This window comes from Pectobacterium carotovorum, assembly GCF_900129615.1.
Taxonomy (GTDB): Bacteria; Pseudomonadota; Gammaproteobacteria; order Enterobacterales; family Enterobacteriaceae; genus Pectobacterium; species Pectobacterium carotovorum.
Map to the genome: position 1 here is coordinate 1 of NZ_FQWI01000017.1, position 14,710 is coordinate 14,710.

15 protein-coding genes and 1 riboswitch are annotated in these 14,710 nt (G+C 53.4%); of the genes, 9 read left to right on the forward strand and 6 right to left on the reverse strand.

What is annotated here, in order from left to right; translation table 11 throughout:
- The first annotated feature begins 644 nt into the window (after window positions 1–644).
- Together purH and purD are read left to right on the forward strand one after the other, a co-directional pair.
- Window positions 645–2,234 carry a bifunctional phosphoribosylaminoimidazolecarboxamide formyltransferase/IMP cyclohydrolase gene (gene purH / locus BUB06_RS21265; RefSeq protein ID WP_039476325.1) on the forward strand — a complete coding sequence of 530 codons (1,590 nt, stop codon included), beginning with the start codon at window positions 645–647 and terminating at the stop codon, window positions 2,232–2,234.
- Window positions 2,235–2,251: 17 nt separating this feature from the next.
- Entirely contained in the window at window positions 2,252–3,538 is a 1,287-nt protein-coding gene (gene purD / locus BUB06_RS21270) for a phosphoribosylamine--glycine ligase (RefSeq protein WP_039476328.1), read from the forward strand.
- A gap of 90 nt (window positions 3,539–3,628) precedes the next feature.
- On the opposite strand, the gene BUB06_RS21275 is transcribed toward purD, so the two are convergent.
- The 6 genes from BUB06_RS21275 to nudC all read right to left on the reverse strand — a co-directional run bounded on the left by BUB06_RS21275 (window position 3,629) and on the right by nudC (window position 8,116).
- Window positions 3,629–4,315 carry a DUF1481 domain-containing protein gene (locus BUB06_RS21275; protein WP_072013060.1) on the reverse strand — a complete coding sequence of 229 codons (687 nt, stop codon included), beginning with the start codon at window positions 4,313–4,315 and terminating at the stop codon, window positions 3,629–3,631.
- Window positions 4,316–4,319: 4 nt separating this feature from the next.
- Window positions 4,320–4,592 (reverse strand): nucleoid-associated protein HU-alpha, encoded by a 273-nt coding sequence (gene hupA, locus BUB06_RS21280; protein ID WP_005970302.1) that lies wholly within the window; start codon window positions 4,590–4,592, stop codon window positions 4,320–4,322.
- 204 nt (window positions 4,593–4,796) lie between these two features.
- Window positions 4,797–5,387, reverse strand: coding sequence for a YjaG family protein (locus BUB06_RS21285; protein WP_010301768.1), 591 nt, complete (start codon window positions 5,385–5,387; stop codon window positions 4,797–4,799).
- 77 nt (window positions 5,388–5,464) lie between these two features.
- Window positions 5,465–6,154, reverse strand: coding sequence for a deoxyribonuclease V (nfi, locus tag BUB06_RS21290; RefSeq protein WP_039476334.1), 690 nt, complete (start codon window positions 6,152–6,154; stop codon window positions 5,465–5,467).
- Between the two features lie 15 nt (window positions 6,155–6,169).
- Window positions 6,170–7,234, reverse strand: coding sequence for a uroporphyrinogen decarboxylase (hemE, locus tag BUB06_RS21295; protein ID WP_039476335.1), 1,065 nt, complete (start codon window positions 7,232–7,234; stop codon window positions 6,170–6,172).
- Between the two features lie 99 nt (window positions 7,235–7,333).
- The gene (gene nudC, locus BUB06_RS21300; protein WP_010301758.1) at window positions 7,334–8,116 is read right to left on the reverse strand and encodes an NAD(+) diphosphatase; all 783 of its coding nucleotides are present in this window, start codon (window positions 8,114–8,116) and stop codon (window positions 7,334–7,336) included.
- Window positions 8,117–8,224: 108 nt separating this feature from the next.
- Here nudC and BUB06_RS21305 point away from each other — a divergent pair, with 108 nt between their 5' ends.
- From BUB06_RS21305 to thiH, 7 genes are all read left to right on the forward strand, one after another.
- Entirely contained in the window at window positions 8,225–8,686 is a 462-nt protein-coding gene (locus BUB06_RS21305) for an Rsd/AlgQ family anti-sigma factor (RefSeq protein WP_010301755.1), read from the forward strand.
- Between the two features lie 122 nt (window positions 8,687–8,808).
- A riboswitch (TPP riboswitch) is annotated at window positions 8,809–8,963 on the forward strand.
- 113 nt (window positions 8,964–9,076) lie between these two features.
- On the forward strand, window positions 9,077–11,056 hold the full coding sequence (thiC, locus tag BUB06_RS21310) for a phosphomethylpyrimidine synthase ThiC (RefSeq protein ID WP_039476337.1): 1,980 nt from the start codon (window positions 9,077–9,079) through the stop codon (window positions 11,054–11,056).
- A complete protein-coding gene (gene thiE / locus BUB06_RS21315) occupies window positions 11,053–11,694 on the forward strand; it encodes a thiamine phosphate synthase (RefSeq protein ID WP_039476339.1) in 642 nt (213 codons plus the stop codon). Before thiC ends, thiE begins: the two co-directional genes overlap by 4 nt.
- A 1-nt stretch (window position 11,695) precedes the next feature.
- Window positions 11,696–12,490: a HesA/MoeB/ThiF family protein gene (locus BUB06_RS21320; RefSeq protein WP_039476341.1), complete on the forward strand. Its 795-nt coding sequence runs from the start codon at window positions 11,696–11,698 to the stop codon at window positions 12,488–12,490.
- Window positions 12,471–12,671: a sulfur carrier protein ThiS gene (gene thiS / locus BUB06_RS21325; protein WP_039476343.1), complete on the forward strand. Its 201-nt coding sequence runs from the start codon at window positions 12,471–12,473 to the stop codon at window positions 12,669–12,671. The genes BUB06_RS21320 and thiS overlap by 20 nt, the downstream gene beginning before the upstream one ends.
- Window position 12,672: 1 nt before the next feature.
- A complete protein-coding gene (locus BUB06_RS21330) occupies window positions 12,673–13,458 on the forward strand; it encodes a thiazole synthase (protein WP_039476345.1) in 786 nt (261 codons plus the stop codon).
- Complete coding sequence (gene thiH, locus BUB06_RS21335) at window positions 13,455–14,576, forward strand: 2-iminoacetate synthase ThiH (RefSeq protein ID WP_039476347.1); 1,122 nt, start codon at window positions 13,455–13,457, stop codon at window positions 14,574–14,576. The genes BUB06_RS21330 and thiH overlap by 4 nt, the downstream gene beginning before the upstream one ends.
- The last annotated feature ends 134 nt before the right edge of the window (window positions 14,577–14,710 follow it).

Below are 14,710 nucleotides of genomic sequence, written 5' to 3' on the forward strand. Positions count from 1 at the left end.
CCAGCGTTCAATCTGAGCCATGATCAAACTCTTCAATTTAAGATTTGTTTGATTTGCTGAACTCGTCAGCGATGCTCAAAGAATTAAAACTGTTTATTCGTAATGAATTTACTGTTGTTCACTCTTCAAGACTTTTTTATATCGTTAAGATACGGTCTTGTGAGTGCCCACACAGATTGTCTGATTATATTGTTAAAGAGCAGTGCCACTTCATCGGTGGCGCGGGCTGCATATACTATGCTTTTCCGCTGTGAAGTCAAGTCATTACTGACCGCCTTCGTTGAATCTTTTTTCCTGTCACCACAACCGCGTGTCGCTGTTGCCGTGTCAGTGGAGGCGCATTATAGGGACTTCTCGGCAGGCCGCAATAGGTATTTTAAAGAAAAATGTTTGTTTGCTGCATTCCACAGCAAAACCCCGCCTTATACCTATTTTTGCACAAACTTATCCACAGAAAGCATTCTATTCAAAAATTGACGAGCATCACGCAAACGTTTTCGCTACAATTCACCCCGTTCAAAATCGTCGTATTTTTGCGAACGCTAACTGAATATTTCTCTTTATTCCGCAATTATTGCTCTGACAAAGACGATATTCACATACCGTTCTTTACTGACTACCCAAATCCAGGGGATAACATCATCATGCAACAACGCCGTCCAATTCGCCGCGCTCTGCTCAGCGTTTCTGACAAAGCAGGTATTGTCGAATTTGCTCAAGCTCTGTCCCACCGTGGCGTCGAGCTCCTTTCAACGGGTGGAACCGCCCGTTTGCTGGCCGATGCTGGCTTAGCGGTGACTGAAGTCTCTGACTACACCGGCTTCCCGGAAATGATGGATGGGCGAGTGAAGACCCTGCACCCGAAAGTACACGGCGGCATTCTGGGACGACGCGATCAAGATGATGCGATCATGGCGCAGCACGACATCAAACCGATTGATATCGTCGTTGTGAATTTGTATCCGTTTGCTCAGACCGTCGCTCGTGAGAACTGCACATTAGAAGATGCGGTTGAGAATATCGATATCGGTGGCCCGACGATGGTCCGCTCTGCCGCCAAGAACCATAAAGATGTGGCTATCGTGGTCAAGAGCAGCGACTACAGCGCCATCATTAATGAAATCGACGCCAACGAAGGTTCACTGACCTACGAAACCCGTTTCGATTTAGCCATTAAAGCCTTCGAACACACTGCCGCTTACGACAGTATGATTGCCAACTACTTTGGTGCACTGGTTCCGCCTTATCACGGTGAAACCGATAAACCATCAGGTAACTTCCCACGCACGTTAAACCTGAACTACATCAAAAAGCAGGACATGCGCTACGGCGAGAATAGCCATCAGCAAGCTGCCTTCTATATAGAAGAGAATATTCACGAGGCCTCTGTCGCCACCTCGACACAGTTACAAGGCAAAGCGCTGTCTTATAACAACATCGCAGATACCGATGCGGCGCTGGAATGTGTGAAAGAATTTGCCGAGCCAGCCTGCGTTATCGTTAAACACGCAAATCCGTGCGGCGTAGCGATTGGCGGCTCAATTCTTGATGCCTACGAACGCGCCTATAAAACTGACCCAACATCTGCATTCGGTGGCATTATCGCTTTCAACCGCGAGCTGGATGAAGAGACGGCGCAGGCCATCATCAGCCGCCAGTTTGTCGAAGTCATTATTGCCCCATCTGCCAGTGATGCAGCACTGAAGGTGACCGCTGCAAAACAAAACGTACGTGTCCTGACCAGCGGTAGCTGGCAGCAACGCGTTCCTGGTCTGGACTTCAAACGCGTCAACGGTGGTTTGCTGGTACAGGACCGCGATCTGGGCATGGTTGATGCATCTCAACTGCGTGTCGTAACAGAGCGTCAGCCGAGCGAACAGGAATTACGTGATGCCCTTTTCTGCTGGAAAGTGGCTAAGTTCGTTAAATCCAATGCGATTGTTTATGCACGCGACAATATGACCATCGGGATAGGTGCTGGTCAGATGAGCCGCGTTTACTCAGCGAAAATTGCCGGAATCAAAGCGAGCGATGAAGGGCTGGAAGTAAAAGGTTCCGCCATGGCATCTGATGCGTTCTTCCCATTCCGTGATGGTATTGATGCCGCCGCTGCCGTTGGCATTACCTGCGTGATCCAACCGGGCGGGTCTATTCGTGATGATGAAGTCATTGCCGCCGCCAACGAACACGGCATTGCGATGATCTTTACCGACATGCGCCATTTCCGCCATTAATTCTGGAGCTGACCGAAATGAACATTTTAGTAATTGGTAATGGCGGACGCGAACACGCGCTGGCCTGGAAAGCCTCACAGTCACCGCTGGCGAAACGTGTTTATGTGGCTCCGGGAAATGCGGGCACCGCACTGGAGCCAGCACTGACCAACGTCGATATCGCCGCAACGGATATTCCAGCGTTAGTCGCCTTTGCGCAGGCAAACCACATCGATTTAACCATCGTTGGCCCAGAAACACCGTTAGTTATTGGTGTTGTGGATGCGTTTCAGAGCGCAGGTCTAAAAATCTTTGGTCCAACGCAAGGCGCTGCACAGTTAGAAGGCTCTAAAGCCTTCACCAAAGATTTTCTGGCACGCCATAACATCCCGACGGCGGAATACCAGAACTTCACCGAAGTGGAACCTGCGCTGGCTTATGTTCGCAGCAAAGGTGCACCAATCGTCATCAAGGCTGACGGATTAGCCGCTGGCAAAGGCGTGATTGTCGCCATGACGTTGCAGGAAGCGGAAAACGCCATTCAGGATATGCTGGCGGGGAATGCATTCGGCGATGCCGGACACCGTATCGTGGTGGAAGAGTTCCTTGATGGCGAAGAAGCCAGCTTCATCGTTATGGTGGATGGCAAGAACGTGCTGCCGATGGCAACCAGTCAGGATCATAAACGCGTCGGGGATAAAGACACTGGCCCGAATACCGGTGGCATGGGCGCTTACTCGCCAGCTCCGGTCGTGACCGATGAAATCCACCAGCGGGTGATGGATCAGGTAATTTGGCCGACCGTGAACGGCATGGCCGCAGAAGGAAATACCTACGTCGGTTTCCTGTATGCCGGTCTGATGATTTCTGCCGATGGCCAGCCAAAAGTGATCGAATTCAACTGCCGCTTTGGCGATCCAGAAACACAGCCAATTATGCTGCGCCTGCGTTCCGATCTGGTGGAGCTTTGTCTGGCAGCCTGTGACGGCAAGCTGGATCAGAAAGATTCTGTCTGGGATGAACGTCCGTCTCTGGGCGTGGTATTGGCTGCAGGCGGTTACCCGGCTGACTACAATACGGGCGATGTGATTTCCGGTTTACCACAGCAGGATGCTGAAGATGGCAAAGTCTTCCACGCTGGCACCAAGTTGAACGGCATTGATGTCGTCACCAACGGTGGCCGCGTACTGTGCGTCACTGCGTTAGGTAATACCGTCGCTGAAGCGCAACAGCGCGCTTATGAAATAGCAGCAGGCATTCAGTGGCAAGGGGTATTCTGTCGAAAAGACATCGGCTACCGTGCCATTGAGCGCGAGCAAGCCTGATAAACGATGGTCCGATAACGATTATCTGATAAATACTGAAGCCCGGAGAAATCCGGGTTTTTTTATAGCCAGATTTTTTATGGCTAATAGCTATTTGGGCTGCCACTGACAGACATCATCTTCCACCACCAGCAATAACTGCGTCCCTTCTGGCGCTTCCAGCCACGCGACGTTTAGCGGGCGTGTTGCATGCGCTTTTTGCTGCACAATCCATTCACGTGAATCGCTGTCAAAATCAGGGCGAACCACCGTACCATCACAAGACTGCACCTGCCCTTCCAGCCATTTCCCTTGCTTCAGCCTTACCTTGCCGGCACGCAGGACATCGCTCAATTCCAGCATGCGCTTCGCATCGAACTGGTAGAGCGCGATTTCATCATCAGAAACCGATTCACGTCTTTCGGCAAGCTGCCGCTGCATAAAGCTGACGGTTCCATCTTCTGCAAAGCGCAAACGCATATCTTCTTGCTGCGCCCCGAGCTGATTACGCTGTATCTCGCGTAGCTTATCCTGCTGGAACGTATAGCGCGTCACCGCCAGCGCATTGCCCTGAAGCGGGTTGTACACGGTGGTCAGCGCCGTCGTATTCTGCGCATCATCCTTACGCCACAAACGCACAACACCGCGATCGGCAACGTAACCGCTAGCGAACACTTCCGGCGGTGCGGTGCGGCTACTACAAGCGACCACGGCTACAAGCACGAGGCCTGCGCCACACAAACGTCGTAAAAGCAAAAGGGGCGAAAACGCCCCTCTGCTTAAACTTTTAACCGGCATGGGCTTATTTAACAGCGTCTTTCAGAGCCTTGCCAGAAACAAACGCTGGCACGTTGGCAGCAGCAATTTTGATTTCTTTACCGGTTTGTGGGTTGCGGCCAGTGCGCTCATTACGATGGTTCACTTTAAACGTACCAAAACCAACTAATTGTACTGCATCACCTTCTTTCAGAGACTCGGTAATTGCCGCCAAAGTTGATTCCAGAGCTGCTTTAGCCTGTGCTTTTGACAGATCAGCTTTGTCCGCAATTACATCAATCAGTTGAGTCTTATTCATAAGTTATCCTTACAGTGTGTTTATCGCTTGCTAAGCATCGAGTGCGACGGATATGCCCTTTCCCGTTTCAGGGTGTAATAGCACTCTCCTGCATACACGCACCGACAGCCACTTTTTTTACGCCCCCCAAATGTAGACCAGACAGGGTGCGAATGTGAAGCCTTAAGACAGGCCATTTCAGGCCTTAAATCACGTTTTATCGCGTTATTGATGCAAATTTATCCCGATGTTACTACTTCCGGCCTCGCGCAGATCGGAACGGAGCCCTTTGATCAGCTCAATATCGCGTTCTTCACAAGCCGCCAACAGGCGAAAAATCTCCCATTGGATGTCCCATTCTTCTTCAACTGCAGGCAAAACCTTGAGCTCATCGTCGGTCATTTCTTTGCCTGCCTGCGTCATTTCCAACATGGCAACCGTGCGGATAGACGTTTCGCTAATCGCTATCGCATGTTCCAGCGTTTCACCGCTTAAGCGCGAATGAATCAGCTCGCCCAGTGCGATACAGGCATCAATAGCCGGGTAGACGCCATAAAGATCGTAATCTTCAGCAGCGGGAACCGCTTCTTCCAGCTTTTCCAACTGGCTATCGAAATTGACCTTAGCATCTTTAACAACCAATGTTTCCCATACCAGATCGAGAATGCGACGGTAAACCATCGCGTCGCCGAATTCTGTTTGACGACAAAACTCGTGGTAATTTGGATACATACGTTCACAAAGACATGCCATGAAAGTGACATGTTGCCAGCTCGCCAGCTTTTCCAGACGTAAATGAATGGGGTTACGTAACATTTTTATGCTCATTAACAGCGACGGACGGCAGTGTACCTGAAATCACAGTGACGCCCTATGCCTGAATTCCTAAAGTTTTACGACAATACGTTAGCGGCTTGCTGCCGTTGCCAACGCACAAATGCGGGACGATTTGATGCGACAGCATCAGCCCAACGGGTCGGCTCCGGTAAACGGTAGCCGCGTATACAAGATTGCACCCAGTGCAATGCACTATCCTGACTGACGCGATGCCCCGTCGCCACAAACAGTGGATTACAGCGCGCTTTACTGCGCCATACCCAGCCAATCTGCTCGCCCTTATCCAGTAACGGCTGCTGACTGCCAACACTCTCTGCCAATGGCTCAAACCGGCCACAAAGCCGACTTTTCGCCACGCCAATCGTCGGAACATCAACTAGCAGACCAAAATGGCTGGCAACACCGAGACGACGCGGATGGGAAATCCCATGCCCATCGACAAACAGCAGATCCGGTTTCTGTTCAAGCAACGCCCACGCGGCGAGTAGCCCAGGGCATTCACGAAACGAAAGAAAACCAGGGATATAGGGCATTGTCGTACTGATACGCGCAATCTTGTATTCTATCAGTTCCAACGAAGGATAGCGCATTACCGCAATCGCAGCGCGAGTTACCGAACCTTCTTGTTCAAAGCCAACATCCGCACCCGCGATAAACGCGGGCTGCTCAAAAGGTAAATCGTCGTGGCGAATCACATCAGAAGCGCGAGCCAACTGCTCAGCCCGCAGCTGTTGTGTATCAATCACATCACCTCCTGTGAATCATGCGTGATAAGCGCGGGACAACCGATGCACGGCCTCAACAAAAACGCCCGCATGCTCCGGCGGCACATCCTGATGAATGCCGTGGCCCAGATTGAAAACATGGCCGTTGCCTTCTCCAAATCCAGCCAGGATCGATGCCACTTCCTGCTCGATCCGTGCCGGATCGGCATACAGCATCGACGGATCCATATTTCCCTGTAGCGCGACCTTATCGCCTACGCGACGACGTGCATCAGCAATATCGCTCGTCCAGTCTAGCCCCAACGCGTCGCAGCCGGTTTCCGCCATCGCTTCCAGCCACTGGCCTCCACCTTTAGTGAAGAGCGTCACGGGCACACGGCGGCCTTCATTCTCGCGCTGTAAACCATCAACGATCTTGTGCATGTAATGCAGAGAGAATTCTTTGTAGTCGCGTCCGCTCAGCGCGCCGCCCCAGGTATCAAATACCATCACCGCCTGCGCACCCGCGCGAATCTGCGCGTTGAGATAAAGAATGACGCTATCCGCCAGCTTATCCAGCAACAGGTGTAGCGTTTTAGGTTCAGCGAACATCATTTTCTTGATGACGGTAAACGCTTTGCTACTACCGCCTTCAACCATATAGGTCGCCAGCGTCCACGGGCTGCCCGAGAAGCCGATAAGCGGCACTTCCCCCGCGAGGTTTTTACGGATCGTCCGCACCGCGTTCATCACATACCCGAGTTCCTGTTCTGGATCAGGAACCGGCAGTTTAACCACATCGGCATGAGACGTGATCGGGGAGTGAAAACGTGGGCCTTCCCCCGCTTCAAAATAAAGCCCTAAGCCCATGGCATCAGGGATCGTGAGAATGTCAGAGAACAGGATCGCAGCGTCTAACGCATAGCGCCGTAAAGGTTGTAACGTGACTTCACAAGCCAGCTCTGCGTTTTTACACAGCGACATAAAATCACCCGCCTGCGCGCGCGTTGCCTTATATTCCGGCAGATAACGCCCCGCCTGACGCATCATCCACACTGGGGTGACATCAACGGGTTGGCGTAATAACGCCCGCAAATAGCGATCGTTTTTCAGATCAGTCATGTTCTTTTCCTTTCAACCTCACGGCGGTTCTACACCGGATAGATGTGATGAAACGGATGCGTTATAAGGCAAACGCTTTATGACGCAAATAGTACCACGTCAGCCTTCGTTCTCGTGATAAGTGCGGCACAGTACCACCGTATCTTCGATAAGCCGACGCGCCACGGTGCCCGGCGGAGGCAACTGCGGGAGTTGGTCATAGCGGAACCAGCCCGCGTCACGCAGCTCTTTCGGATCGTGCTTGATGTCTCCACCCGCATAATCGGCCATAAACGCCATCATCAGAGAATGAGGGAATGGCCAGGGCTGCGAACTCACGTAACGCAGGTTTTTTATCTGAATTTGGCTCTCTTCCATTACCTCACGCACGACCGTCTGTTCCAACGTTTCGCCGACTTCTACAAACCCAGCCAGCACGGTGTACATGTTTCCGCGATGTCGATTGTGTTGCGCCAGCAGAATCTCATCGCCACGGCGAATCGCGACGATGATGCAAGGCGCGATCTGCGGATAATAACGTTCTTTGCAGTGGTGACATAAGCACGCCAGCTCCGTTTTGCTCCGCACCATTTCATGGCCGCAGTAACCACAAAAACGATGAGAACGATAAAACTCAGCCAACTGTACGCCTCGCCCCGCGAGCTGGAATAATCCCACGTCCTGATCGAGCAACTGGCGAACTGATGCCATATCGGAATCTCGTCCCTGACAGACCAGCCAGACAGGCAGCCCTTGCCATTCGCCGATTTGGCGAGCCGTTTTCCCCTGCAACGACCACTCTATTGCCGTTCCGCGCGGCAATTCTCCCTGAGGTAGCCAGATTTGTACCGCGTCGCTAACCACCCACCAGCCGGTTTCATCACCTTTTAGCGTCTGTTCCATATCTTTTTATTGCTCCACTGCCACTTCACTGGCATTTTACATTCAGAGTGATTACATAAGTTTTATAACTGGGATTTCAGTTATTTCTTACCGTTCACGGAGTCAACAATGCTAAACCAGCTACAAAGTCTAACTGAATACGTTGGTGGCAATAATGCGTTAATCGACCAATGGCTACAAGCGCGTAAGCAGCTTCTGGTGGCTTACTATCATCTGGTTGGCATCAAGCCGAACAAGGAAGCGCTTTCTCTTTTGGATGAAGAGGCATTGGATAATTTTTGCCAGAATCTGGTGGACTATCTTTCTACCGGCCACTTTCATTTATACGAAAAAATGCTGCATGAAGCAGCGACACACAGCGAACAAGTATTAGCGCTTTCCACCCAGCTCGACCTCGCCCTGCAAAATAACACGCAGCAAATTATGGCGTTTTACGATAGCCACCTGGCGGCAGCCATCGACCATGATAACTGCCTCGAATTCCAGCACGCACTCTCCCACGTCGGCGAAGCCTTGGAAGAGCGTTTTACGTTGGAAGACAGAATGATCCAGCAGGTTTACGACAAATAGCCGTCATTTGACGTTATTTCAGGACATCAGCACACACTGTAAAGGCAACAGCGGCACGCTTTGACATCTGCGTTTTGCCGACATACAGTGTAGGGGTTTTATTGGCCCATTTAAGAGACGGGCATATCTTGTCGGAGTGCCTAGCGTGCTCGTGTTTTGTTTTACGAAATCAATCGTTATGACGAAACTTATGAGCGCACAGGCTGAGACCGTTAATTCGGGATCCGCGGAACCTGATCGGGTTAATACCTGCGAAGGGAACAAGAGTAATGCACCTCATTGAGCCCAAGGCTGTGTATTCCCACATACCTGCTCTGACGCTCAATATCATTATTACTCCCTCCGGCTCCAGACAAGCAATCTTCCCTTTACGTCTTACAGGAACTTGCTATGTCTACAGAACCCTTGTCTATAAAAACCTCGTCGGTAAAGACAGAGTTATCTACAGCATCCAAATCCGGTCGCCGTGAACAGCGTGCCGCCGCCCAGCAGTTTATTGAAACCTTACAGGGAACCGCCTTTCCCAATTCCAAACGCATTTACCTTGCAGGTTCACGCGATGACATCCACGTACCGATGCGGGAGATTCAGCTTAGCCCGACGTTACTTGGCGGCAGTAAAGACAACCCCCAATACGAACCCAATGAGCCCATCCCGGTTTACGATACGTCAGGGCCTTATGGCGATCCGGCTGCGCAACCCGATGTCCGCGTTGGGCTAGCGAAGCTGCGCGCCAGCTGGATTGCAGAACGTCACGACACCGAAGCGTTATCCGACGTCAGCTCTGATTTCACCCAACAGCGTCTGGCGGATGCAGGCCTGGATCATCTGCGTTTCGAACACCTGCCACGACCTTTGCGTGCCAAAGCGGGCAAACGCGTCACCCAGCTCCACTATGCGCGACAGGGCATGATTACCCCCGAAATGGAATTTATCGCCATTCGCGAAAATATGGGGCGCGAGCGTATTCGCGGCGAGGTACTGCGCCAGCAGCATCCGGGACAAAGTTTTGGTGCCCTTCTGCCAGAAAACATCACGCCGGAATTTGTCCGTCAGGAAGTGGCTTCCGGACGCGCCATTATTCCTTCAAACATCAATCACCCCGAATCGGAACCGATGATTATCGGCCGCAATTTTCTGGTGAAGGTTAACGCCAATATCGGCAACTCCGCCGTGACGTCTTCCATCGAAGAAGAGGTGGAAAAACTGGTCTGGTCTACCCGCTGGGGCGCGGATACGGTGATGGATCTCTCAACAGGCCGCTATATTCACGAAACCCGCGAATGGATTCTGCGTAACAGCCCCGTACCAATCGGGACAGTACCGATTTATCAGGCGCTGGAAAAAGTGAACGGCGTGGCAGAAAACCTGAACTGGGAAATGTTCCGCGATACGCTGCTGGAGCAAGCAGAACAGGGCGTGGACTATTTCACCATCCACGCTGGCGTGCTGTTGCGCTATGTGCCGATGACGGCCAAACGCCTGACCGGCATCGTCTCCCGCGGCGGTTCCATTATGGCGAAGTGGTGCCTGTCGCATCACAAAGAGAACTTCCTGTACGAGCACTTCCGGGAAATCTGTGAAATTTGTGCCGCTTACGATGTTGCGCTGTCGCTGGGTGACGGCTTACGTCCGGGCTCCATTCAGGATGCCAACGACGAAGCCCAGTTTGCCGAGCTGCATACGCTGGGCGAGCTGACCAAAATCGCCTGGGAATACGACGTACAGGTGATGATCGAAGGCCCCGGCCACGTTCCGATGCAGATGATCCGCCGCAACATGACCGAAGAGCTGGAACACTGCCACGAAGCCCCATTCTATACGCTCGGCCCGCTGACCACCGATATCGCACCGGGTTACGATCACTTCACCTCTGGCATCGGTGCCGCCATGATCGGCTGGTTCGGCTGTGCAATGCTCTGTTACGTGACGCCGAAGGAACATCTTGGCTTGCCGAACAAAGAAGACGTCAAACAGGGGCTGATTACCTATAAGATCGCCGCCCACGCCGCCGATCTGGCGAAAGGCCATCCCGGCGCGCAGATCCGTGATAACGCCATGTCAAAAGCACGTTTCGAGTTCCGCTGGGAAGACCAGTTCAATTTAGCGCTAGACCCCCAAACCGCCCGTGCCTACCACGATGAAACGCTGCCGCAGGAATCCGGCAAAGTCGCCCACTTCTGTTCCATGTGCGGCCCTAAATTCTGCTCGATGAAAATCTCACAGGAAGTACGCGACTACGCCGCGAAACAGGAAGCGGAAGCCAAACCGATTGAAGTGGGTATGGCGCAGATGTCGCAAGAATTCCGCTCGCGCGGCAGCGAGCTTTATCACAGCGCCACCAGCCTGCAAACCGAGGAAAGCAAATGACGGACTCGACGCCTTTTGCCCCAACGGCACAGCGGCTGGGGCTTTATCCCGTCGTTGATAACGTGGAGTGGATCGAACGATTACTCAGCGTCGGGGTGAAAACGATCCAGCTCAGGATCAAAGATCGGTCAGATGAACAAGCCGAAGCCGATGTGATCCAGGCGATCGCATTGGGTCGCCGCTATCAGGCGCAGCTCTTCATCAATGACTACTGGAAATTAGCGGTAAAACATCAGGCATACGGCGTACATCTGGGTCAGGAAGACCTGGATACTGCCGACCTGACCGCCATTAAAAAAGCGGGTCTGCGCTTAGGCGTCTCCACGCACGACGATCGTGAACTGGCGCGCGCAGTGGCGATAAACCCGTCCTATATCGCGCTGGGACATATTTTCCCGACGCAAACCAAGGATATGCCATCAGCGCCGCAGGGGCTGGCCGAGTTGACCCGACACATAACCGATCTGCAAGACCGTTTTCCCACGGTTGCCATTGGCGGTATCAGCATCGACAGAGTACCTGCGGTGCTGGCAACGGGCGTCGGCAGCATTGCCGTCGTCAGCGCCATTACTCAGGCTCCAGACTGGCGGCAGGCCACCACGACGCTGCTCAAAATGATTGAAGGACGGGAGGCATGACATGGTAACGACTCACCATCCAACGCCTACCGGACTGAGCGATAGCGAATTCATGCGCTATAGCCGCCAACTGATGCTGGAAGATATTGGCCCGGAAGGTCAGGAGAAACTCAAAACCGCCCGCGTTCTGCTCGTTGGGCTGGGTGGGCTAGGGGCGCCCGCCTCGCTCTATCTGGCTGCCGCTGGGGTCGGCACGCTACTGCTTGCCGACGATGACTCACTGCACATCAGCAACCTGCAACGCCAGATTCTGTATCGCACCAGAGACACCGACAAACCCAAAGCCGTGTTGGCGCAGCGTCAGCTACAGGCATTAAATCCGCACTCAGAAACGATTGCGATTACCGAAAGGCTCAGCGGTGACGCGTTATACAGCGCCGTCAGCCGCGTCGATCTGGTGCTAGATTGCAGCGACAACATGACCACTCGCCACGCGGTTAACGCCGCCTGTTTTAGCGCAGGCAAGCCGCTCATCAGCGGGAGTGCCGTCGGTTTCAGCGGCCAGCTCGCCGTCTTCACACCGCCTTATCACGCTGGCTGCTACGCCTGCCTGTACCCCGATACGGCCGAACCACAGCGCAACTGCCGCACCGCCGGCGTGCTGGGTCCGGTGGTCGGCGTGATTGGCACGCTTCAGGCGCTGGAAGCGATAAAACTGCTGGCCGGTATACCGTCCGCGCTAGACGGCAAGCTGAGGATGTTCAATGGCAAACAGCAGAGCTGGAACACGCTCCAGCTGACGCGCGCCCCCCATTGCCCGGTATGTGGAGGGAAGCATGAAAATCACGCTGAATGATGAAGCCTTTGAATGCCCAGAGGCCACAACGGTTGAAGCACTGCTGAGCCAGATCAATCGGCTCCAGCCTGGCACAGCGCTGGCCATCAACCAAACCATTATCCCGCACGCCACCTGGTCACAGCATCAGGTACAGGACGGTGATGATATTTTGCTTTTTCAGGCAATCGCGGGAGGATGACATGCTGCACATTGCCGATACGACATTAACTTCACGGCTGCTGACTGGCACCGGGAAATTCGCCACACCAGAACGGATGCTGGCAGCACTTGAGGCTTCTGGTTCTCAGTTAGTCACCATGGCGATGAAACGCGTTGATCTGAACGGCGGCAACGACGCCATTCTCGCTCCGCTACGTCAGCTCGGTATTAAGCTGCTGCCGAATACCTCAGGAGCCAAAACCGCAGACGAAGCCATTTTTGCGGCCCGACTGGCGCGAGAAGCGCTGGGCACTCGCTGGCTGAAGCTGGAAATTCACCCCGATGTGAAATACCTGCTGCCCGATCCTATCGAAACCCTGAAAGCCGCCGAACAGCTGGTAAAAGAGGGATTCACGGTGCTGCCTTACTGCGGTGCCGACCCTGTGTTGTGCAAACGATTGGAAGAAGTCGGCTGCGCGGCAGTGATGCCGCTGGGCGCACCGATCGGTTCCAATCAAGGACTGCAAACGCGTGATTTTCTCCGCATCATCATCGAACAGGCGCGCGTTCCGGTGATTGTCGATGCGGGCATTGGCGCACCCAGTCATGCGGCCGAGGCACTGGAAATGGGAGCCGACGCTGTACTGGTCAACACAGCTATCGCCGTTGCCCGCGATCCCGTGGCGATGGCGCACGCTTTCCGACTGGCAGTCGATGCCGGTGGGCTTGCCCGTCAGGCCGGACTGGGAAGTAAGCAGTTTGTTGCCAGTGCCACCAGCCCGCTCACTGGTTTCCTGCATCAGCAAACGGAAGGGGCGGAGCGATGAACGTCGATTTCCAAACCGTCTGGGAACAGCTCGACTGGGATGACCTGACGCTGTGCATCAACGGTAAAACCGCACGTGATGTCGAGCAAGCGCTTGCTGCACCACACCTGACGCGTGACGATTTTATGGCGCTCATTTCACCTGCCGCCAGCGCCTATCTGGAACCGCTAGCCCAGCGGGCACAGCAGCTCACCCGCCAGCGCTTCGGCAATACGGTAAGCTTCTATGTGCCGCTATATCTATCCAATCTGTGCTCCAACGACTGCACCTACTGCGGCTTTTCGATGAGCAATCACATCAAGCGAAAAACGCTGGATGAGGCAGAGATCCTACGTGAATGCGCCGCCATCAAGGAACTTGGGTTTGAACACCTGTTGCTCGTGACTGGCGAACACCAGCGTAAAGTAGGCATGGATTATTTTCGTCGCGTCTTTCCGCTGATCCGACCGCTCTTCAGTTCGCTGATGATTGAAGTTCAGCCGCTGTCGCAGGACGAATATGCCGAGTTGAAAACGCTGGGGTTGGATGGCGTGATGGTCTATCAGGAAACCTATCATCCGGCGACCTACCAACTGCATCACCTAAAAGGACAAAAGCAGGATTTCCATTGGCGACTCGCCACGCCGGATCGGCTTGGGCGGGCGGGGATCGACAAGATCGGGCTGGGCGCTTTAATCGGCCTGTCCAATAGCTGGCGAACCGACTGCTATATGGTGGCGGAACATCTGTTGCACTTACAGCAGAACTACTGGCAGAGCCGTTATTCTATCTCGTTCCCTCGTCTGCGCCCCTGTACAGGCGGCATTGAACCGGCGTCGCTCATGGATGAAGCGCAGCTCATGCAGGTCATTTGTGCATTCCGGTTGCTGTCACCAGATATTGAGCTGTCGCTTTCCACGCGTGAATCGCCTTTCTTTCGCGATCATGCCATTCCTATCGCGATTAACAACGTCAGTGCATTTTCCAAAACCCAACCGGGTGGCTACGCCGACGACCATCCTGAACTGGAACAGTTTTCACCGCATGATTCACGACGCCCTGAAGACGTGGCGCAGGCCATCATACGAGCAGGTCTCCAGCCCGTATGGAAAGACTGGGACGGTTATTTAGGCCGGTAGTTACTGAACAGATAAGTTACTGAGCAGATAAGACGGTGATATGCCTGATTTGCGAAGCGGCTCGCAAGCTGAAATGAGAATTACACGGAAGGCAATATTCTCAGGAGAGCGCCGCGCAACATGACATTCGGCCT

Bases quoted from the DNA above. Each gene is read 5' to 3' on its own strand.
- thiC (WP_039476337.1), top strand. From the start codon at position 9,077: ATGTCTACAGAACCCTTGTCTATAAAAACCTCGTCGGTAAAGACAGAG.
- BUB06_RS21305 (WP_010301755.1), top strand. From the start codon at position 8,225: ATGCTAAACCAGCTACAAAGTCTAACTGAATACGTTGGTGGCAATAAT.
- BUB06_RS21285 (WP_010301768.1), bottom strand. From the start codon at position 5,387: ATGTTACGTAACCCCATTCATTTACGTCTGGAAAAGCTGGCGAGCTGG.
- thiE (WP_039476339.1), top strand. From the start codon at position 11,053: ATGACGGACTCGACGCCTTTTGCCCCAACGGCACAGCGGCTGGGGCTT.
- BUB06_RS21275 (WP_072013060.1), bottom strand. From the start codon at position 4,315: ATGCCGGTTAAAAGTTTAAGCAGAGGGGCGTTTTCGCCCCTTTTGCTT.
- thiS (WP_039476343.1), top strand. From the start codon at position 12,471: ATGAAAATCACGCTGAATGATGAAGCCTTTGAATGCCCAGAGGCCACA.
- thiH (WP_039476347.1), top strand. From the start codon at position 13,455: ATGAACGTCGATTTCCAAACCGTCTGGGAACAGCTCGACTGGGATGAC.
- BUB06_RS21320 (WP_039476341.1), top strand. From the start codon at position 11,696: ATGGTAACGACTCACCATCCAACGCCTACCGGACTGAGCGATAGCGAA.
- hupA (WP_005970302.1), bottom strand. From the start codon at position 4,592: ATGAATAAGACTCAACTGATTGATGTAATTGCGGACAAAGCTGATCTG.
- BUB06_RS21330 (WP_039476345.1), top strand. From the start codon at position 12,673: ATGCTGCACATTGCCGATACGACATTAACTTCACGGCTGCTGACTGGC.
- purH (WP_039476325.1), top strand. From the start codon at position 645: ATGCAACAACGCCGTCCAATTCGCCGCGCTCTGCTCAGCGTTTCTGAC.
- purD (WP_039476328.1), top strand. From the start codon at position 2,252: ATGAACATTTTAGTAATTGGTAATGGCGGACGCGAACACGCGCTGGCC.
- hemE (WP_039476335.1), bottom strand. From the start codon at position 7,234: ATGACTGATCTGAAAAACGATCGCTATTTGCGGGCGTTATTACGCCAA.
- nudC (WP_010301758.1), bottom strand. From the start codon at position 8,116: ATGGAACAGACGCTAAAAGGTGATGAAACCGGCTGGTGGGTGGTTAGC.